This is a genomic window from Flavobacteriales bacterium (assembly GCA_016124845.1).
Lineage (GTDB): Bacteria > Bacteroidota > Bacteroidia > UBA10329 > UBA10329 > UBA10329.
In genome coordinates this window covers 18,720-39,794 of the sequence record WGMW01000056.1, presented here as the reverse complement: position 1 = coordinate 39,794, position 21,075 = coordinate 18,720, and the positions used below count along the sequence as shown (strand labels likewise).

Sequence of the window (21,075 nt, the reverse complement as noted above, 5' to 3'; positions counted from 1 at the left end):
ATTAAATTTTGATTAAGTCCAGACGTTGGAAATTTAATTGAGTTGGGGGCCGGTTTTTTTGACCCAACAGGATTTTTTGGCTCTGGGCCGATTATTCAATTGAATTTTCCCTAAGTGTGTTATACAATATAAACTGATGTTGTTTTTTTCATATTCCATGAATGTTAAACCATTCATTTTTAATGTTTGTCTATGTCGTTTGGTTGTCTGTTCGGGGGTTTGACATTGAATACCTTTGAGGCATTGTTGTTAAAATTATGATGGCGTGAAAAAACTATTACTTGTTTTTGGTTTTGTTGGAATTGGTCAACTTGGAATTTCTCAAAATGTGGGGGTTGATGTATCAACCCCGGTTCAGAAGTTGGATGTTGCCGGAGGTCTCCGTCTGGGCTCAACCAGCAATGGTGTGGCCGGGTCCATGCGTTGGAACGGGACAAACTTTCAAGTACACAATGGCACACAATGGATAACATTTGGAGCAGGAACCGACCATGACTGGATGATTTCTGGCAATGACATGTATTCTGAGGTCTCAGGGAATGTTGGAATTGGAACTACCACACCAGCAGCTAAGTTGCAAGTTGTGGGAACTGCACGTGTTTCAGCCTTGAATGTGAACGGGGTATACACTCTTCCCACGGTTGACGGAGCGACAGGGTACGTGCTCACAACGAACGGTTCCGGCACAGTGGCATGGACCAACCCTGCGTTGGTGGGAGACATCACCTCGGTGGTTGCCGGCAACGGGCTGACAGGTGGTGGTACATCGGGCGATGTGACCTTGGATGTCAATCCTGGCGATGGTATCCAGATCATTACCGATCAAGTTGCCGTAAGAGCATTGGACCTTGATGGCAACGGTATTTCTGTATCCTCCAACAATTTTAATGTTAATGTAGATAACGCAACGATTGAGATAAACTCGGATGCGCTGCGCGTGAAAGCAGACGGAATAACCGCCAACGAGATCGCCACGGGTGCGGTTACCACTGCCGAGATTCTAAATGGTACCATTCTTACGGGTGACATCGCAACAGGGGCGGTAACGTCTACAAATATCCTCAACGGCACCATTGTTCCTGCTGACATGGCCAACGCAGGAAACAGTCAGGTTCTTACAACCAGTAACACGGGCGTGGTCCAATGGCAGAGCCAAGGAAGTTTTTTTAGTAGCCAGGCAGGAGACGGTTTGGTGTTTGACGCAGTTAACGCAGAGATTGATGTGAATCCAGGAGATGGGATTCTGGTTGCAAGCGATCAGGTTCAGGTTAATGCTGCTGCTCTGGAAGGAAACGGGCTTTCGGTCAGCTCTAACAACTTCAATGTCAATGTGGACAACAGCAGTATTGAGATAAATGCGGACGTACTTCGTGTAAAAGCAGATGGAATTCTTGCCTCACACATTGCAACGGATGCGGTAGGAGCGTCCGAGATAGCTACGGGTGCAGTTACAACAACAGAAATATTGAATGGAACCATACTTCCAGCTGATGTCGCTCCCGGGGCAACCAATACGGTGCTTTCCACAATTGGAGGTGTTGTTGGTTGGAACAATCCGGCCACGCTCACAACAGTGCTCCAAGATGGTGATGCTGATACAAAAGTTACAGTTGATGTGGGTGGAATTGATGAAGACCATATCCGACTGAGCACCTTAGGTGTGGAACGAATGACAATTGACAATACCGGTCAGATTGGTATAGGCACCAACACGCCTGATAAAGATGTGCATATTGTAAATGCCACGGGAGGGGTCATACTGGTCAGTAGAGGCGATGGAAATACAAATGCTGGAGAAACCTTAGGCGATATTCAATTCGATAGTGAGGACGATACCAATCCTTCATCTAATGATGCAAGTGCCGTTGTTCGTGGTATCGCTTCGGAGAATCAAGGAAATAGCAATAAGGGAGGGCATTTGGCCTTTTTAACAAAGCCTTCGGCTACCCCCGGTTCCTCTCCTGCTACTGAAAGAATGCGAATCACCGATCAAGGAAATGTGGGGATAGGAATCACAACTCCGTTACAAAAACTGCATGTGAACGGCACAACAAGAATTTCCACACTTGCAGGAGGAGGTAACGTTCAGGCAAATGCCAATGGTGACCTTGTCATCTCTAACGATGTGATCAGTGGCGATTCAGATTATATCTGGAATCAAAGTGCTGCAGACCAACCGGCCAGTTTCAGAGTGAACGGAACCGGGGTGGTGGGCCCGAATTCGGGAGGTATTGGCTCATCCCGTTTCAAAGTTGCCAATAGTGCCACGGATTTTGCCGATTTCCGCTTTTCAGGATCCGGAATGGGTCAACTTGAATTTGTGGGCTGGGCAAATGGGTGGAACATCAACTCAAAGACCAATGGAGAAAACCTCTATCTCAACCGAGATGCCGGTTCCAGCAGCAATTTGTATTTGGGGCGTGGCGGTTATGAGTCCACTGTAGAGGGTGCTACAGGGAATGTGGGTATCGGAAACACTTCACCTTCTCAACGATTGGATGTGTCCGGACATATCCGGGTGAGAAAGACAGGCAACATCAGTGCTATCTACTTTGACCCACAAGCAAACGATGCTGGAGAGATAATTCACTATGAGAGCAACAATAACGGACAACTCTGGTTCAGTTCATCTGACGATTGGGACGCGGCCGCAACAAATGACTTTATCATTTTCGGAGAGCAGGCAAGCAACACGCAACGGCATTGGTTCCGTGCAGACGGTTACGCGTATCACCAAAACCGTTTAGGGGTGGGCATCAATGCGCCTGTCAGCATGCTGCATGTGCAGGGCGGGGCGCCAAGCGGCCTTGGCTCGCTTCCTTCCAATACAGTTGTCACCGTTGATAACGGAAGCTCGGACAACTACATGACTTTCCGCAACTCCGCAGATAATGGAACATACGCGGGACTGCAGTTTCTTGACAACAATGTGGGAGGATACATTGTTTTCCGTAACTGGACGGGAGCAGCAAGTAACGGAGGTGATGGAATGATCTATGGTGCGTACCAGGATCATATCTTTCAGAACGGAACCTCGGCCTCGGTAAACGGACGGCCAGAAACGATGCGTATTCTTCAAAACGGAAATGTTGGAATAGGCACTTCCACGCCCGCAGAAAAACTGCATGTGAACGGAAGTTTGCGTGTGGAGGACGGAGAGGTTAATTCGGGGACAGACCACCTGAGCTTGATGCAAGGTGTTCGTTCTGATGACAACAGTTATGAGTGGATCGGGTTCTATTCCGGCAGCACCCGGCAAGGAATTATTCTCTACGATGGTGCTTGGACAGGTGCCAACAACATTCCGAACGAGTTCAGCATTACGGCAGAGAACTCTAACATACTGACCCTCAATACCAATGGTAATCATATTGCTTTGATGCCGGATGGTGGTGGTAATGTGGGCGTTGCCACCACAAGTCCCGGATATAAATTTGATGTGAATGGAAATGCACGTGTGGTAGGAGGTCTCTATACACAGGGAACGGCCTCCACCCTCTACGGAACGAATGCCAGCATTTATGCAAACAATGGTAATGCTTACGGAGGTGGTGTAATGGTATCAGATGATGGTGGTTTCTTCGATTACAATAATGGTCCCGTTACCTTTAATGGAAGTACTGGACTTGTAATCGCAGGCAATAACGGAGCTTCCAGCAGCAATGCCTATCTGAGGGTAAATGGCCTCGCAGGTTCGGGAAATCGACCCGTTTATGCGGATGGCAACGGTACACTAACCGTCAGTAATACCAACAACAGTTGGACCATGAGTGCCAACTTCTCTCATAGTGCGGATGACTGGTGTACCGGATGCTACAACACGGGGACAATGGGTGGAGATTATGATGATTTTACACAGAGCAACGTGAGCATGGGCTTTGGAATTGATATAGATGGAACAAACTATTCAACCGTTTCCATGTGCACCAACGGCTGGATCGCATTCGGGAATACGGGGTCAACCAGCCTTGGCAATACATCTTTGCCTACTTCCATTTACAACGGTCCGATGATATTCCCATACTGGGATGACCTACGCGACTACGGAAGTGGTGAATGGGTGCGTTGGGGAACGGTAGGTACTTCTCCTAACCGAGTATTCCTGATCGACTACAGCATGCGTCAATATGGAACGTCAGAACGGGTCAATTTTCAAGTTCAGATACATGAAACCTCTGGTCTGATAAACGTGAAATATCGCGATCCAATGTCTCCATCCATGAACGGACAGAGTGCGACCATCGGTTTTCAGACATCGAGCAGCAAAGCTTATCCTATCGTTTATAACGGTAAGGTTCTCGATGACAACCGTGATGATGCCGAGGGATGGTCGGTCTGCCCCGTACGTTAATTATTCGATTTGGTCGGCACGAAGAAAGTTCTCATTGCGCTGTGTGCGACACTTCTGGTCACGGGAGTGCAGGCACAGCCGACTCCTTTCGAGCCTGACAGGTCTTTTTATGGCGCTCTTCAGCAGGTATATCCCGATTTTCATTTTACCGAAGATTCGGCTGCCTTGGATGGAATGCTGTTCAAGTACTATTCGGAGGCAAGCTATCTGGCCAAGGTTGCAGATAGTTTAAGGCTGTTTCAGGATGATTCTTCCTTAAAGGAGCTTGAATTGATATTGGACCTGACGCGGAAGAAGTTTCTTGCTCAGAGGATGAAGGACAGAGCGATAGAATCCGTAAAGATCACAGATGCGGAAGCGGAAGAATATTACAAGGATCATGCAGAGCAGTTCGCCAAGCCAGGAAGGATTTCCTACATGATAGCTTATGCCACCACGGATTCTAAAGAAGTGCAGCAGCTTGTGGAAGCCGAGTTGAAGAAATACCTGAACGTCCCCAAAGTCACATCAGAAAACCTGAAGAAAGTGGAAACAGAGACCTTTGTAGTTACGGCAGATGAGGATATGCCGCTTGCTCCAGGAGAACGGTTTTACGATTTTTTGGCCAACGCCAAGACCAACCAAGTAATAGGCCCATTTAAATACATAGACCGTTACCTGTACTTTCTACCGAAAGAGATCATTCCAGAAGCAAGGCTTCCATTTCAAGAGGTTAAGGACAGGTGCGTTCAGGAACTCCAGGCTCAAAAAGCAATGTCCATACAGGCTGTTCAAGATTCCTTGGCGCGCTCATGGTTTCCTATAAACGCGGTAATTCAAGAATGAGCCATTCAGGCTGCTTCTGATGGCTGAACTTGCTTTTCAGGTTCAACTTATCGGTTGGGAACCTCTATTTCTTCCAAAAATTCAAGATTCTCTTCATCTTCTTTCTCTTGCTCAATAGCCAGTTTCGGGAACTTGATCACATCGCGGGCTACAAATCCTCCAGGATATTGGTAGGCCAGCTCACGTTGAAGATGAATGGCTTCCAACTCAGTGCGGAAATCACCTACACGTACTTTGAAATTCGGAACCTGATATATAAGGTATGCCGGAACATCGGGATGATGCGACATGAACTCAGCTCTGATCTCATTTGCTTCTTCCCGTGCTGTTGTTCCAGAACCTGAAAAGAGCTGTACACGATAGCCATCCAGCCCGTCTTTGACCTTGTTTGCACGTATGTGCCGCATCACCAACGAATCAAGCCTCGGGTCACGTTGAATGCTCAAAGTGGAATCAACCAGTTCGTTGTAACGCTGTTGTGCAGAAACGTCAAAGACCAACACGCCCGTAACGCAGACTAAAGCTATGGGAAACAGCAGCTTAACCATGGGGTGCAAGTAAGGAAAATTTTAGGTCTCAACGAGTTGATACGTCAACATCACAGCTCTATTATTTAGAACGGTTCTAAATTGAGACATTTTAACAAATTTTCATACCACCAATAGTTCCGTTGCTATTTTTGCAGCAGCCGAAAAACGGCCTCAAAAGGGCTTAAAAAGTCAATAAAATCAAGGCTTTGGTAAACGACAGAATATTAAAGGGAAGTAGCTCAATGAGATTCGCTTCAATTCTATTTTCTACACTCATCCTACTTTCAGGTTTTGGTGCTTCTGCACAGGATGGGGAAAAGCTATTCAAACAGAACTGTGCCACTTGCCACTCTCCGACAGACAAGACCATTGTAGGTCCAGGTCTCAAGGGAGTTACAGACCGCGTTCCTTCCAAGGAGTGGATCGTGAAGTGGGTGAAGAGTCCTGCTGCGCTGATTGCCAGCGGTGACGCCTACGCCAATCAGGTAAAAGATTTCTCACCGACCATGATGACCGATTTCGGCTTTTTGAGCGATGGTGAGATTCTTTCTATTGTAGATTACATTCAGAATTACCAGCCGCCAGTAGCTGAAGGTCCGACAGGCCCGACTGGTCCACAGCCTCCGGGTGTTTCTGCTGGTCTTGATGAAAACGTCCTTCGTAACGTGCTGATCGCGATTGCGGCCTTGTTGGTGGTGCTCATCATGATCTTGAGCAGCGTACGCAGGTCGCTGACAAAATTGGTTGATGCTAAAACGGGAGAAACAACAATCGAACGCGGAACGTTGGGTTCTGTTGGACATTGGTTGAACACACACCGTGGCTGGACAGGGGTCTTCATTCTCGTTTGTACGCTTGCTTTCCTTCGTTGGGGTGTTGGTTACTTGATGGATAATGTGGGCGTTTACCAAGGATACAAGCCTGAACAGCCGATTGCTTTCTCACACAAGATCCATGCTGGACAGAACGGCATCAACTGTGTTTACTGTCACACAAGTGCGGAGAAAGGTAAGACCGCTGGAGTTCCGTCATTGAATGTGTGTATGAACTGTCACACTTATGTGGATCAAGGGCCAAGTGGTAAGACGGAGATCGCTAAGATCTACAAGGCACTTGATTACGATTACGACACCAAGACCTATGGAGATAATCCGACACCTGTCAAATGGGTGCGTGTTCACAATCTTCCCGATCTGGCTTATTTCAATCACTCACAGCACGTGGTGGTAGGTAAGATCGAGTGTCAGAAATGCCATGGTCCTATAGATCAAGAAATGGATGTGGCCGAGCAGTTTGCTCCATTGACCATGGGCTGGTGTATCAACTGTCACCGCGAAACGCAGGTACAGGTAGCGAATAACGAGTACTATGAAGACCTTCATGAAAGAACGCCAGAGTGGCAAGATGGCGATCCGATCACGGTGAAACGTATTGGAGGGTTGGAGTGTGCCAAGTGTCATTATTAAGAGAAACGAACAAAGATTTTTGGAAAAGCCTCAAACATGAGCAAGACCAAAAGATACTGGAAAGGGCTGGACGAACTGCACAACACACCTGAGCATCAGGCGCTTGTTGAGAATGAGTTCGCACCCGAAGCATCTGCAGAACATTTACTTGAAAGCGAGCACCTCGAAGAGGGAAAGACCAAGCGTAGGGATTTCCTGAAATACTTGGGCTTTAGCGTTGGAGCCGCCACCATGGCTGCGTGTGAGACGCCTGTTATCAAGACCATCCCTTATTTGAACAAGCCTGAGGAAGTTACTCCAGGTGTTCCAAGCTATTACGCGTCAACTTATTTTGACGGGACAGATTTCTCCAACATTTTGGTGAAGACAAGAGAAGGTCGACCTATCAAAATTGTTGGAAACAAGAATGCAGCTCTAACTGGCGGTGCGCTGAACACGCGGATCAACTCTTCAGTATTGTCATTATATGACTCGGCAAGAGCAGCTGGTCCGATGAAAGGTGGAGAGGCTACCGATTGGGCAACGCTTGATGCTGATGTCATTGCTGGATTGAAGAAGGCAGCGGAGGCTGGAAGCCAGATTGTTGTACTTACAGAGACCATCATCAGTCCATCAACCAAGAAAGCGGTTGCGGAACTGGTAGCTGCGTATGGAGAGAATGTGAAGCATGTGACCTACGATGCGATTTCTGCATCAGGTATGTTGGAGGCCAATCAAGCGAGCTTTGGTGTGAAAGCACTTCCTGCTTACGATTTTGCCAAGGCCGAGGTGGTAGTGAGTATCGGTGCCGATTTCATGGCCGCATTCCCGAACGGTGCTGCCAACGCGGCTGGATATGGCAAGATGCGCGATCCGAAAGGAGGTAAGATGTCTCGCCACTTCCAGTTCGAGACAAACATGTCGCTTTCTGGTAGTAACGCGGATGTTCGCGTGGCCATTAAGCCATCTGAAACTGCCGCAGCTGTCATCAGCCTGTATAATAAAGTTGCTGAAGCAACTGGTGGAAACACCATCAGCGGTGGCAATTCAGAATATGATGCTGAACTTTCGAAGGCCGCACAAGAACTTGTAGCTGCTAAAGGAAAGAGCATCGTTGTTTGTGGTGCCAATGACGCGGGTGTTCAGACCATCGTCAACGCCATCAACAATCTTCTTGGAAACTACGGAACAACCTTGGATATGGCGAACCCTCTGTATGTGAAAGCAGGAGTTGATGCCGAAATGGATGCCTTGGTTGCCGATATGAATGCAGGTAAGGTTGGAGCATTGCTTATTCACGGAGTGAATCCAAGCTACTCTTACTACAAGGCCGATGCATTCAATTCTGGTCTTGGTAAGGTTGGCCTTACGGTTTCATTTGCTGATAGAGTTGATGAAACCGCTGCTGGTGCAAAATATCTGGCTCCAGACAATAACTATTTGGAAAGTTGGAACGATGCAGAGGCCCGCAAAGGTTACTACAGCTTGACCCAGCCAACCATCAGTCCATTGTTCAAAACACGCCAATGGCAAGAGTCATTGTTGGTTTGGGCTGGAAAAGAAACTGATTTCTATTCCTACATCAAGGAAAACTGGAAAGCGTTACACGGTTCAAGCAGCAATGCAGAACTGTTGTTCAGCGATTTCTTCAATATAGCGTTGTTCAACGGTGTATATGATAGTGGCGTAGTTGGCGAAGCTCCTGCGTTTGCTGGAGATGTTGCTGCTGCCGCAGGATCGATCAAGAAAGTTCCTGCTGGTGAAATGGAATTGGAACTTTACGTGAAGGCTGGTTTGGGCGATGGCTCACAGGCAAACAACCCATGGTTGCAAGAGCTTCCAGATCCGATCTCACGCGTTACTTGGGACAACTACATTACCATGTCTCCAAAGCAAATGGAGGAAATGGGATTGAGCAGATTGGAGCGTGGTGACTACATGGCCGATCTTGCGAAGGTTTCGGTAAATGGTGTTGAAGTTGTTGCGCCTGTTTATCCATCACCAGGTCAGAAGTACGGAACTATTGGCCTTGCAGTGGGTTACGGAAGAACAGCCGCAGGAAAATGTGGAGATGGAGTTGGTGTGAATGCCTTCCCATTGGCAGCAGGCGGTTCGTTCTCAGTTGGAACAGTAACTGTTTCTGGAACTGGTGAGAAGTATGAAATTGCTCAGCTTCAGTCACAGCATACGCTGATGGGACGCGATTCCATCGTGAAGGAGACAACACTCGCAGAATACAAGCACAATCCAAAAGCTGGAAACCCAGAAGAGTTGCTTTACGTGAGCAGTGCTGGAAGTAGCGATCATGGCGGTGGTCATGGTGAAGCACACGGTGGCGAACACGGAGAAGAAGCAGCTCATGGAGAACATGGCGAAGAAGCACATACTGATGCTCATGCAGGTGCCTACCTTCCACCAGACCAAGTTAACCTTTGGGATGATCAGCCGATAAATAGTGGTCACCGTTGGGGTATGGCCATCGACCTTAACAAGTGTATCGGTTGCGGTGCGTGCGTTACGGGTTGTACTTCAGAAAATAACGTTCCTGTTGTCGGTAAGACCGAGGTTAGAAGAGGCCGTGATATGCATTGGTTGCGCATTGACCGCTACTACACTTCGGACATGACCGAGGAGAAAGCGGAAGAAGAAGGAATCGGTGCAATTGAGAAATTCAGCCTGATGGAACATGCGGCCGAAGCGCCACAGGTGGCCTATCAGCCTGTGATGTGTCAGCATTGTAATCATGCTCCTTGCGAAACGGTTTGTCCTGTAGCAGCTACAACACACAGTTTTGAAGGGTTGAACATGATGACCTACAACCGTTGCATTGGTACGCGTTACTGCGCGAACAACTGTCCTTACAAGGTCAGAAGATTCAACTGGTTCCAGTATCATCAAGGAAGCGAGGATTTCAGCAAGAACCCAGCGAACGATGACCTTGGTCGTATGGTGCTTAACCCAGATGTGGTTGTCCGCGACCGTGGAGTTATGGAGAAGTGTAGCTTCTGTGTGCAAGGCATTCAGGCAGCGAAGCTCAGAGCCAAGAAAGAAAGCCGTAAAGTGGATGATACTGAGGTGCAGAGTGCATGTGCTGAGGCTTGTCCTACCAACGCCATTGTATTCGGTGATTTGAACGACAAGGCAAGTTGGGTGGCTGGTAAGGCAAAAGATGAAAGAAGTTACCACCTGTTGGAGTCAGTAGGCGTTCAACCGAATGTTTACTACATGACCAAGGTGAGAAACGTAGAAGTAAACGAAGCTTAATTAAGACCAAAGCGAGATAAATGGCGAGTCAAGAAGCTTGGATCAGGGAACCACTTATTTTAGGTGAGAAGACCTATCACGACATCTCCAATGATATTGCGAAGCCCGTAGAAGGCAGAGCCAATAAACAATGGTGGATTGTTTTCACGATTGCTCTGATCACGATGCTCTGGGGAGTTGGTTGTATCATGTACACCATCGGAGTTGGTATCGGAACCTGGGGATTGAACAAAACAGTAGGTTGGGCGTGGGACATCACCAACTTTGTATGGTGGGTAGGTATCGGTCACGCAGGAACGTTGATCTCTGCGGTACTTCTTCTGTTCCGCCAGAAGTGGAGAATGGCCATCAACCGTTCGGCAGAGGCGATGACGATCTTTGCGGTTATCTGTGCGGCCCTGTTCCCTGGAATTCACATGGGGCGTATTTGGATGGCCTACTGGGTACTTCCGTTGCCAAACCAGTTCGGTTCGCTGTGGATCAACTTCAACTCACCACTTCTTTGGGACGTATTTGCGATCTCGACTTACTTCAGCGTATCGCTGGTGTTCTGGTACATCGGTCTTATCCCTGATTTTGCGACCATCCGTGACCGTATGGCTCGTGCATCACGTCCAATTTACCATACAATCTACGCCATCATGTCTTTCGGATGGAGCGGTAACGCACGTGCTTGGCACCGTTTCGAAGAGATTTCGCTTGTACTTGCAGGTCTGGCAACGCCACTTGTACTTTCTGTACATACCATTGTATCGATGGACTTCGCCACTTCGGTGATCCCAGGATGGCACACGACCATCTTCCCGCCATACTTCGTTGCGGGTGCGATCTTCTCAGGTTTCGCGATGGTGCAAACACTACTTCTCGTTATGAGAAAAGTGGTGAACTTGGAAGAGTACATCACAGTGAATCACGTGGAATTGATGAATAAGATCATCATGCTTACGGGTTCTATTGTGGGTGTGGCCTACATTACAGAGTTGTTCATGTCTTGGTATTCAGGAGTTGAATATGAGCAGTATGCTTTCATCAATCGTGCAACAGGACCTTACTGGTGGGCGTACGCTTCTATGATGAGCTGTAACGTGATCAGCCCTCAGGTGTTCTGGTTCAAAGGATTGAGAAGAAATATCTGGTTCTCATTCATCCTCTCCATCTTCGTGAACATTGGTATGTGGTTCGAGCGATTTGTGATCATCGTGACCTCATTGCACAGAGATTACCTTCCATCGAGCTGGAGCATGTTCTACCCAAGTTGGGTTGACATCGGCATCTTCATTGGAACGCTTGGAATCTTCTTCACACTCTTCCTTCTGTACGCTCGTACATTCCCAGCGCTACCGATCGCAGAGGTGAAATCCATCTTGAAATCATCAGGAGCTCAATACAAGAAATAATCGGACTGATAAATGAGTACGAAAGAAATACACGGTCTGTTTGGGGATGAGGAAGTGCTGAAAAAATCAGCCAAAGCCTTGGTGGCCAAAGGTGTCCACGTAAAGGATGTGTTCTCTCCATTCCCGATTCATGGCATCGACCCAATTATCGGTGTTCCACCAACACGTTTGCACATCGCAGGTTTCATCTACGGACTTTGCGGTATGTCGCTTGCGATGTTCATGGTCTGGTTCACCATCATTATGGATTGGCCAATGGATATTGGTGGTAAACCGAACTTTTCGTTGCTGGTCAACCTTCCATCGTTCGTTCCATTGATCTTTGAAATGACCGTATTCTGCGCAGCTCACGGTATGGCTGTAACCTACATGATCAGAAACACGATCTATCCTGGTAAGAAGAACTGGAACCCGGATCTGAGAACCACGGATGACAAATTCCTGATTCAGATCGATCTTGACGAGAACAGCATCAGTTTGGATGAGATTGAGAGCATTTTGAAAGAAACTGGAGCAGAGGAAATAACAAAAAAATGAACAAGGCATTGAAATACAATATCTCGCTGGTTGGCGGTGCATTGATCTGCCTCTCCATGGTAATGACCTCTTGCACCAAAGACCCAAATAGTCCTGGAGTAGAGTATATGCCAGACATGTACCGTTCTCCGTCTTACGAAACGTACAGTGACAACCCCGTGCTTCCAGACAGCATGACGGCTCAGAAGCCAGTTGCTGGAACAATCACGAGAGGCGAGTGGCCTTACACGGCAAGCCTTATCAATGCACTTCCTTATCCTTATCCGAACACATTGGAAGGTTATGATGCAGCTGGCGCAGAACTTAAAAGTCCATTTCCGCCTTCGGCTGAAACAGCGGCTCAGGGAAAAGTGATCTTTGAAAAGATGTGCATCCATTGCCATGGTAAGGAAGGACAAGGAGACGGAACGTTGATCGCTACGGGAAAATTCCCACCACCTCCTGCATACAATGGTGGAGCGTTGAAGAATCTTCCTGAAGGAAAGATGTTCCATACCATCACCTACGGAAAAGGGCTTATGGGATCGCATGCATCTCAGTTGACGAAAGAAGATCGTTGGAAAGTGATTCAATACGTCCAAGAGCTTCAGAAGAAATAGAATTAGAGAAACAGTAGCCAGAATGGATTATACATTCAAATCAAGCACTAAACGATTGACACTTGGCCTCGTAGGTCTCGGTGTTCTTGCAATAGTGTACGCGGTTCTTACGCACGTTCCTGGGCAGCGTATCTGGGCCAATTTGTTGGTCAATTCCTACTTCTTTGTTGGATTGGGCCTTATGGGAACGCTGTGGATGGCCATCCAATATGCATCGGAAGCTGGTTGGTCTTCTGGGTTCAAGCGTGTTCCAGAGGCGGTTTCGCAGTTTCTTTTTGTGGGAGGCCCGATTCTTCTGTTGACATTGATCGCAGGTAGCCACCACATTGGTCTGCATCATATTTACCATTGGATGGATCCAGAGATCACCAATCCTGAAAGTGCTCATTACGATGAGATCATTGCTGGAAAATCTGCTTACCTCAACGAAGGGTTCTTCTACATCCGTTCCATCCTTTACCTACTGATCTGGTGTTCATTCACGTGGTTCTTCCGCAAGCAGTCGCTCAAAGAAGACCTGGAAGGAGGTGTGACAATTCTTAAGAAAAGCTACGGGTATGCGGCTGCATTCCTTGTATTCTATGGAGTAACTTCATCTACTGCATCTTGGGATTGGATGATGTCGATCGATACGCATTGGTTCAGTACACTCTTCGGATGGTACAACTTCGCAACCATGTTTGTGACTGGTATTACCATGTTTGCGCTGATCGTGATCTCTTTGAAGCGTAACGGTTACCTGCCAGACATCAACCAAGAACACCTTCAGGATCTTGGCAAGTTCATGTTCGGAGCCAGCGTTTTCTGGGGTTATCTGTGGTTCTCACAGTTCATGCTCATCTGGTATGCAGATATTCCTGAGGAGGTAACCTATTTCCAAGACCGTTGGAAGAACTATAAAGTTATTTGGGGCGCACTTCCTATCCTGAACCTTGCATTGCCAATGCTTCTGTTGATGGACAAGGATGCTAAGAGAAGCTACAACATGATGACCATCACAGGCGTGATCATCGTAGTAGGCCATTGGTTGGATGTGTTCCAAATGGTCATGCCAGGTTCGGTGAAGGCCGATTGGGGTATCGGTATTTTGGAGATCGGCATGTTCCTCGGTTTCTTGGGACTGTTCCTGTTCGTGGTTCACAGATCCTTGGCCAAAGCGCCATTGGTTGCGAAAAACCACCCATACCTCGAAGAGGCAAAACACCATCATGTCTGATCTGGCACTAAGAATTCGGTAAAAGAGAACTGAGAAATGATCAATCTGCTTATTGCAATAGTTATAATCCTTGCCGTTCTGGTTCTGGCAAAGGTTGCCCGTGTGTTTGAGCTGAGTACCGAACTCAAGGGAGAGAATCCTGCGGAGATTACGGCCGATGATAATAGGACGCAATCCATCATGTTCATGCTGATGGGGCTGTTCTATCTTGGATTTGTGGTCTATGCGTTCTTAGCATGGGGAAAGCACCTGCTTCCGCCTTCTGCATCTGAGCATGGCGCTGATATTGACCACCTGATGGGAATCAGCCTTTGGGTCATCACACCCATGTTCTTCATCACACATTTGGTGCTTATTTTCTTCGCTTTCAAGTACTATTACAGAAAATCAAGAACAGCCACCTTCTTTGCGCACAGCAACAAGTTGGAGATGATATGGACGGTAGTTCCAACCATGGTGCTTACCACGTTAATCATCTACGGACTCAGCGTTTGGAATGAGGTGACCGGACCAGCCCCAGATGATTCTGTAGAAATTGAACTCTACGCAAAGCAGTTCGATTGGACAGCTCGCTATGCGGGTGCGGATGGTGTTCTTGGTAAATCGGGTTATCGCCTGATCACCAGCGAGAATCCATTGGGTGTAAGTTTGGAGGATGCAGCTTCGAATGATGACAAGATCGTTCGCGGTGAGATTCACCTTCCAGTTGGAAAGCCCGTTTCGTTCAAATTCCATTCCCGTGATGTGATTCATAGTGCTTACATGCCACACTTCCGTGTTCAGATGAACTGCGTGCCTGGTATGACCACACAGTTTCACATGGTTCCAAAGACGACCACGGCCGAAATGAAGAAGCAGACGAACAATCCTGATTTTGAGTATCTGTTGCTTTGCAATAAGATCTGTGGAGGGGCGCACTACAACATGCAGATGAACATCATTGTAGAGTCTCAGGAGGATTACGATGCTTGGTTGGCCGAGAAGAAGACCGTTGCCGAAAGCTTAGGGAAGTCTGAAGCTCCTGCTGTGGAGGTAACAGAAGCGGTAGAACACGAAAGTGCCGAAGAACCGACCGAAGAGGCGGAAGAAGGTGCGATGGAAGAAACAGAAGAACCAGCTCATAGCTGATCATAGATTTTAAAGATTAGAGATGTCAGATCACGCAGAACACGCAGAGCACGCACATCACCATCATCATGGTAAGCCTGATTTTTGGACACACTATGTGTTCAGTCAGGATCATAAGATGATCTCGAAGCAGTTTTTGATCACTGCGATCATCATGGGGTTTGTCGGTATGGGCCTTTCCATGCTGTTCCGTCTTCAGTTGGGATGGCCAGGAGAGAGCTTCGGCATTTTGGAAACCGTTCTTGGCAAATGGGCCAAAGATGGTATTCTCGATCCGAACATGTATTTGGCAATGGTCACCATCCATGGAACCATCATTGTATTCATGGTACTGACAGGTGGTCTTACAGGTACGTTCGCCAACCTGCTTATTCCATTGCAGGTGGGAGCCCGAGATATGGCTTCGGGTTTCTTGAATATGTTGTCGTACTGGTTCTTCTTTGCATCATCTGCCGTAATGGTAGCTTCTCTGTTCATCGAGACAGGGCCAGCAGCCGCAGGTTGGACGGTTTACCCACCATTGAGTGCACTTCCGCAGGCCATTCCTGGTTCTGGATTGGGTATGAGCATGTGGTTGGTGAGTATCGCCCTGTTCATCGTTTCATCGCTGCTGGGTGGTATCAATTACATCGTTACCATTGTTAACCTGCGTACAAAAGGAATGTCGATGGACCGCATGCCATTGACCATGTGGGCCATCCTGATCACCGCGATCCTTGGTCTGCTTTCATTCCCAGTACTTCTTTCTGCTGCATTACTGTTGATCTTCGATAGAAGCTTCGGAACAAGTTTCTACCTGTCAGACATTTTCATTGGTGGACAGGCGTTGGAGCACACAGGTGGTAGCCCTATTCTGTATGAGCACCTTTTCTGGTTCCTTGGTCACCCAGAGGTTTACATCATCCTGTTGCCTGCTTTGGGTATTACCTCAGAGATCATCTCTACCATGAGCCGCAAGCCGATCTTCGGTTACAAGGCGATGGTACTATCGATGTTGGCAATTGCATTCCTTTCGTTCATCGTTTGGGGTCACCACATGTTCGTAACAGGTATGAATCCATTCCTTGGTTCTGTGTTCACGTTCACAACGCTTTTGGTGGCAATTCCATCTGCGGTGAAGGTGTTCAACTACCTCACTACGCTTTGGAAAGGGAATATCGTTTACTCACCAGCAATGATGTTCGCCATCGGTATGGTTTCAACGTTCATCACAGGAGGTCTTACAGGTATTATCCTTGGTGACTCTGCATTGGACATCAACGTTCACGATACTTACTTCGTTGTTGCTCACTTCCACATTGTAATGGGTGCTTCGGCCATCTTCGGAATGTTCGCTGGTGTTTACCATTGGTTCCCTAAGATGTATGGTAAGATGATGAACAAGAAGATGGGTTATGCGCACTTCTGGCTCACCGTAACTTCGGTTTACGGAGTATTCTTCCCAATGCACTTCATCGGTCTTTCTGGTGTACCAAGAAGATACTACACCAACGAGGCGTTCCCATTGTTCGATGCGTTGCAGGATATTAACGTGAGCATCAGCCTGTTCGCCTTCTTGGGAGGTTTGGCACAATGCATCTTCTTCGTTAACTTCTTCTACAGCATTTTCCGTGGAACGAAGGCCAAGAAGAATCCATGGCATTCAAATGCATTGGAGTGGACAACAGAGATCAATCCTGGTCACGGAAACTGGGAAGGTCCGATTCCTACCGTGCATCGTTGGGCCTACGATTACAGTAAGCCAGGTGCTGCTGAAGATTACATTCCTCAGACCACACCGATACAGGCAGGAGAGGAGGAAATCCATTGATCTTACAATATTTGTACAGGAAATGTCCTTAATTACTTAAGGACATTTTTTTTGCCGTGAAGAATCGATTGCAGAAACAAGCAGGTATTGTCATTTCGACCGTTGTGGAGAAATCTAAGATGTCTCGGCTCCGCTTCGCTTCGCTCGACATGACAACGGTTCGCGCCTTGGTGATAACGTTTGTGGTAACGCTTCTTTCTATAGGGCATTCACTGGCGCAGCCACGCGAAAACATCAAGGTCAAATTCATGGCCAAGGTGGAGACCCGCAACTCATTCGTTCAAACGCATTACGCCTCTTTTATTGGGGTGAGAGCAGGTTTCGAGTTCAAGTTTCCTATCCGATGTGGTATCGGTTATTACTGGATGTTCACCAAGTTCGATTCGCAGCTATACAAACCTTCCGATTACGGACAGACCGACCTGAAGGCGCAACCGAGAATGCAGTACGCTATCGGTTACATCGATTACAGTTTTTACGAAGAAGACGATTGGACGCTTTCGGTTCCCGTCCAGATAGGCATTGGCGAAACATATTACCGTAGCGAGAACAACCATCATTTTGCCAATGGCCTCATTGTACCCATGGAAGCAGGTGTGGCGGTGGATTACCTGTTCTCGCGATGGGCAGGTTTTGGGGTAGGTTTGGGCTACCGCGTCATGCTGAAAGGAAACCCCAAGGTCAAGGAGAATTTCAATTCACCGTACTACCAGATACGTTTCAACATTCTCTTCTCCGAGATTTTTAGAGGGTTGAAGAAAAAGAAGTAGGTCAACGGTCGATGGTCGGCCGTCCACGGTATGTGGTCTATGGACTGTTGTCTGTGGAAAATCGACTCTTTCTAATCATAATTCAAGCTGGAACTCAACCAACGTTCAGCTTCTTTGACCTCCATTCCTTTACGCGAAGCATAATCCTCCACCTGATCTTTCTCAATCTTACCAAGTCCGAAATACTTGCTTTCAGGATGCCCGAAATACCAACCGCTGACAGATGCTGCTGGCATCATGGCCAAACTCTCGGTGAGGCTTACGCCTGTGATCTCTGTGGCATTGAGTAAACGGAACAGTTCAGGTTTTTCGGTATGGTCGGGACAGGCCGGGTAGCCTGGCGCTGGGCGAATTCCTCGGTACTTCTCGCGGATCAATTCTTCATTTGAAAGCGATTCTTCAGGCTCGTAACCCCAAACGTCTTTCCGTACAATTTCGTGTAGTTTTTCAGCAAATGCTTCGGCCAATCGGTCGGCCAAGGCTTTTAGCATGATGCTGCTATAGTCATCATGGTCGGCAGCGAATTCCTCCAACTTCTTCTCAATTCCCAGACCAGCGGTAACTGTAAATCCTCCCATGTAATCTTGAAGGCCAGTTTCTTTTGGCGCTATAAAATCAGCTAAAGCGAGATTTGCAACACCTGCTGCTTTTTTGGACTGCTGACGCAATGAATGAACGGTTGAAAGTACTTCAGATCGACTTTCATCCGTGTACAACTCCAAATCATCTCCAACCGCATTTGCAGGCCAAAGACCGACCACACCACTTGCTGTGATCCACTTCTCCGAAACGATTTTCTGAAGCATCGATTGAGCATCAGCAAAAAGTTTTGTTGCTTCGGTTCCGACCACTTCATCCTCCAATATCTTCGGATAACGGCCAGCCAGTTCCCACGTTTGGAAGAAGGGTGTCCAGTCGATGTAATCCACCAATTCGTTCAGCGGGAATTCCTTGAATTCGGTGATGCCGAGTTTCTTCGGTCTGGCAAGGTCTTCGGGCTTCCAGTCGATTTCGAACTTATTGGCACGTGCTTCTTCCAACGAAATGAACTCCTTCTGTCCTCGTTTCTTAGCGTGCATCTCACGCAGTTGGTCATACTCTGCTTGAATGTTCTCCACAAAACCCTGTTTCTTCTGACCAAGTAGGCTTTCCACAACCGTTACCGAACGTGAAGCGTCCAATACGTGTACCGTCTGCCCTTTCTTGTACTGCGGGTCAATCTTCACGGCCGTGTGAACGCGCGAAGTGGTGGCACCTCCGATCAGCAACGGAATATCGAACCCATCATGCTCCATTTCTTTGGCGAGATGCACCATCTCATCCAATGAAGGTGTGATAAGTCCACTCAATCCGATGACATCCACTTGCTGCTTTTTCGCTTCCGCAAGGATCTTCTCCGCAGGAACCATCACGCCAAGATCGATGACCTCATAATTGTTGCAAGCGAGTACTACGCCAACGATATTCTTACCGATGTCGTGCACATCACCTTTTACCGTTGCCAATAAGATCTTACCAGCCCCCCTTCCCCCCAAAGGGGGAGCTGGTGCTTCGATCAAATGTTTTCGGATTTCCTCAATTACGGCATCTCTTTCGACAAGTACCTGAGAGTTGGAAAAACGAATGATGCGAAATCCCATTTCTTTTAGCCATGCTTCACGGCTTTCATCGGCTTCTTTAATATCAGGAAGTTGGTGAATAAGTCCATCGACTTCAATGATCAAATGTTGTTGGAGACAGACGAAATCAGCGATATACTTTCCGATGATATGTTGCCGCCTGAATTTGTAGCCGTCTAGTTGCTTGTTTCGAAGTGCTTGCCATAAAGCATCTTCAGCTTGCGTTGGCTGGCTGCGATGCTTCTTAACGTAATCCTTGATTTTCTCATAGTAAACAGGATCTGCGGTCATATAACCCGGTTTCTCCGAGCCACTTTCTTCCCCCATCGGGGGATTGAGGGGGCTGTCCCCCCTTTGGGGGGTCGGGGGGGCATCCATGTAAGGAAGTAGGTAGGCGACAGCTTTCTTCATCACCCTCGCGGATTTTACCACCTGCGGCAGGAACATCTTTCCTGCTCCGAAAAGATCTCCGACCACGTTCATGCCGTCCATCAGCGGACCTTCAATGACGTGTAGCGGCCGTTCTGCTTTCAGACGGGCTTCCTCCACATCTTCCTCCACAAAGTCGGCAATACCTTTGACCAAGGCGTGTGAAAGGCGTTCTTCCACGGGCGCTTGTCGCCAAGTGAGGTCTTCCTTTTTCTCCTTGGCTTTTCCTACAACTGTTTCGGCAAATGAAAGCAGGCGTTCGGTTGCATCTGGCCTGCGGTTCAGGAGTACATCTTCCACATGCTCCAAAAGATCTTTCGGAATCTCATCATACACCTCCAGCATGGTAGGGTTGACGATTCCCATGTCCATGCCGTTTTTGATACCATGATAGAGGAACGCGGAATGCATCGCTTCACGCACAGGGTTGTTCCCTCGGAATGAGAACGAGACGTTGCTCACCCCACCGCTCACCTTGGCTCCTGGCAAGTTCTCTTTTATCCATTTGGTGGCGTTGAAGAAGTCGAGCGCGTTATTGTTGTGCTCTTCCATTCCTGTTGCCACAGGGAAGATATTCGGGTCGAAGATGATGTCTTGACGAGCGAAACCGACCTTGTTCACGAGGATGTCGTACGAACGTTTGCAGATCTCGATCCTGCGTTCGTAGCTATCGGCCTGTCCTTGTTCATCAAATGCCATCACAATGACGGCTGCGCCATAGCGCTTAACCTTTTTCGCGTGATCAACGAACTGTTCCTCGCCTTCTTTTAGGCTGATGGAATTGACCACGGATTTTCCCTGCACGCATTGCAGACCAGCTTCGATGATCTGCCATTTGGAGCTATCGATCATGATCGGAATGCGAGCAATGTCGGGTTCGGCAGCCAAGAGGTGAAGGAATTTGACCATGGCCTCTTTGCCATCGATCATTCCTTCATCCATGTTCACATCCAGCACTTGTGCTCCACCTTCTACTTGGTCCCGCGCAACGGCCAATGCCTCATCATACTTTTCTTCCTTAATGAGGCGCAGAAACATGCGCGACCCTGTGACGTTGGTCCGTTCGCCCACATTGATGAAGTTGGAACCTTCGTAGATGAGGAGTGGTTCAAGACCTGATAACTGTAGTGGTGGGATTTTTGTCTTAGAGTCCAT

General features: G+C 47.8%; 13 protein-coding genes. 11 read left to right on the top strand and 2 right to left on the bottom strand.

The genetic code is table 11. The features are described 5' to 3' along the window. Positions 1-265 precede the first annotated feature (265 nt). Positions 266-4,351, top strand: a complete 4,086-nt coding sequence (locus tag GC178_17785) for a hypothetical protein (GenBank protein ID MBI1289422.1) — start codon at positions 266-268, stop codon at positions 4,349-4,351. Positions 4,352-4,360: 9 nt separating this feature from the next. Continuing rightward, positions 4,361-5,176 (top strand): hypothetical protein, encoded by an 816-nt coding sequence (locus GC178_17780; GenBank protein MBI1289421.1) that lies wholly within the window; start codon positions 4,361-4,363, stop codon positions 5,174-5,176. Positions 5,177-5,223: 47 nt separating this feature from the next. Here GC178_17780 and GC178_17775 read toward each other — a convergent pair whose 3' ends face one another. Beyond that, complete coding sequence (locus GC178_17775; GenBank protein MBI1289420.1) at positions 5,224-5,724, bottom strand: hypothetical protein; 501 nt, start codon at positions 5,722-5,724, stop codon at positions 5,224-5,226. Positions 5,725-5,948: 224 nt separating this feature from the next. Here GC178_17775 and GC178_17770 point away from each other — a divergent pair, with 224 nt between their 5' ends. The 9 genes from GC178_17770 (at position 5,949) to GC178_17730 (ending at position 17,872) form a co-directional block, all read left to right on the top strand. Continuing rightward, positions 5,949-7,172 (top strand): c-type cytochrome, encoded by a 1,224-nt coding sequence (locus GC178_17770; protein MBI1289419.1) that lies wholly within the window; start codon positions 5,949-5,951, stop codon positions 7,170-7,172. A 36-nt stretch (positions 7,173-7,208) separates the two neighbouring features. Then, positions 7,209-10,415: a 4Fe-4S dicluster domain-containing protein gene (locus tag GC178_17765; protein ID MBI1289418.1), complete on the top strand. Its 3,207-nt coding sequence runs from the start codon at positions 7,209-7,211 to the stop codon at positions 10,413-10,415. A 20-nt stretch (positions 10,416-10,435) separates the two neighbouring features. Beyond that, positions 10,436-11,812: a hydrogenase gene (locus GC178_17760; GenBank protein ID MBI1289417.1), complete on the top strand. Its 1,377-nt coding sequence runs from the start codon at positions 10,436-10,438 to the stop codon at positions 11,810-11,812. Positions 11,813-11,824: 12 nt separating this feature from the next. Beyond that, the gene (locus GC178_17755; GenBank protein ID MBI1289416.1) at positions 11,825-12,349 is read left to right on the top strand and encodes a DUF3341 domain-containing protein; all 525 of its coding nucleotides are present in this window, start codon (positions 11,825-11,827) and stop codon (positions 12,347-12,349) included. Then, positions 12,346-12,948, top strand: a complete 603-nt coding sequence (locus GC178_17750) for a c-type cytochrome (GenBank protein ID MBI1289415.1) — start codon at positions 12,346-12,348, stop codon at positions 12,946-12,948. The genes GC178_17755 and GC178_17750 overlap by 4 nt, the downstream gene beginning before the upstream one ends. Before the next feature lie 91 nt (positions 12,949-13,039). Continuing rightward, positions 13,040-14,164: a quinol:cytochrome C oxidoreductase gene (locus GC178_17745; GenBank protein MBI1289414.1), complete on the top strand. Its 1,125-nt coding sequence runs from the start codon at positions 13,040-13,042 to the stop codon at positions 14,162-14,164. Positions 14,165-14,200: 36 nt separating this feature from the next. Next, on the top strand, positions 14,201-15,292 hold the full coding sequence (locus tag GC178_17740) for a cytochrome c oxidase subunit II (GenBank protein MBI1289413.1): 1,092 nt from the start codon (positions 14,201-14,203) through the stop codon (positions 15,290-15,292). Between the two features lie 22 nt (positions 15,293-15,314). Further along, the gene (locus GC178_17735) at positions 15,315-17,102 is read left to right on the top strand and encodes a cytochrome c oxidase subunit I (protein ID MBI1289412.1); all 1,788 of its coding nucleotides are present in this window, start codon (positions 15,315-15,317) and stop codon (positions 17,100-17,102) included. Positions 17,103-17,158: 56 nt separating this feature from the next. Continuing rightward, entirely contained in the window at positions 17,159-17,872 is a 714-nt protein-coding gene (locus tag GC178_17730) for a hypothetical protein (protein ID MBI1289411.1), read from the top strand. 71 nt (positions 17,873-17,943) lie between these two features. On the opposite strand, the gene GC178_17725 is transcribed toward GC178_17730, so the two are convergent. Beyond that, positions 17,944-21,075 (bottom strand): DUF559 domain-containing protein, encoded by a 3,132-nt coding sequence (locus GC178_17725; GenBank protein ID MBI1289410.1) that lies wholly within the window; start codon positions 21,073-21,075, stop codon positions 17,944-17,946.

Coding starts and splice junctions, on each gene's coding strand:
- GC178_17775 (MBI1289420.1), bottom strand. CDS start 5,724: ATGGTTAAGCTGCTGTTTCCCATAGCTTTAGTCTGCGTTACGGGCGTG.
- GC178_17770 (MBI1289419.1), top strand. CDS start 5,949: ATGAGATTCGCTTCAATTCTATTTTCTACACTCATCCTACTTTCAGGT.
- GC178_17765 (MBI1289418.1), top strand. CDS start 7,209: ATGAGCAAGACCAAAAGATACTGGAAAGGGCTGGACGAACTGCACAAC.
- GC178_17760 (MBI1289417.1), top strand. CDS start 10,436: ATGGCGAGTCAAGAAGCTTGGATCAGGGAACCACTTATTTTAGGTGAG.
- GC178_17755 (MBI1289416.1), top strand. CDS start 11,825: ATGAGTACGAAAGAAATACACGGTCTGTTTGGGGATGAGGAAGTGCTG.
- GC178_17750 (MBI1289415.1), top strand. CDS start 12,346: ATGAACAAGGCATTGAAATACAATATCTCGCTGGTTGGCGGTGCATTG.
- GC178_17740 (MBI1289413.1), top strand. CDS start 14,201: ATGATCAATCTGCTTATTGCAATAGTTATAATCCTTGCCGTTCTGGTT.
- GC178_17735 (MBI1289412.1), top strand. CDS start 15,315: ATGTCAGATCACGCAGAACACGCAGAGCACGCACATCACCATCATCAT.
- GC178_17725 (MBI1289410.1), bottom strand. CDS start 21,075: ATGGACTCTAAGACAAAAATCCCACCACTACAGTTATCAGGTCTTGAA.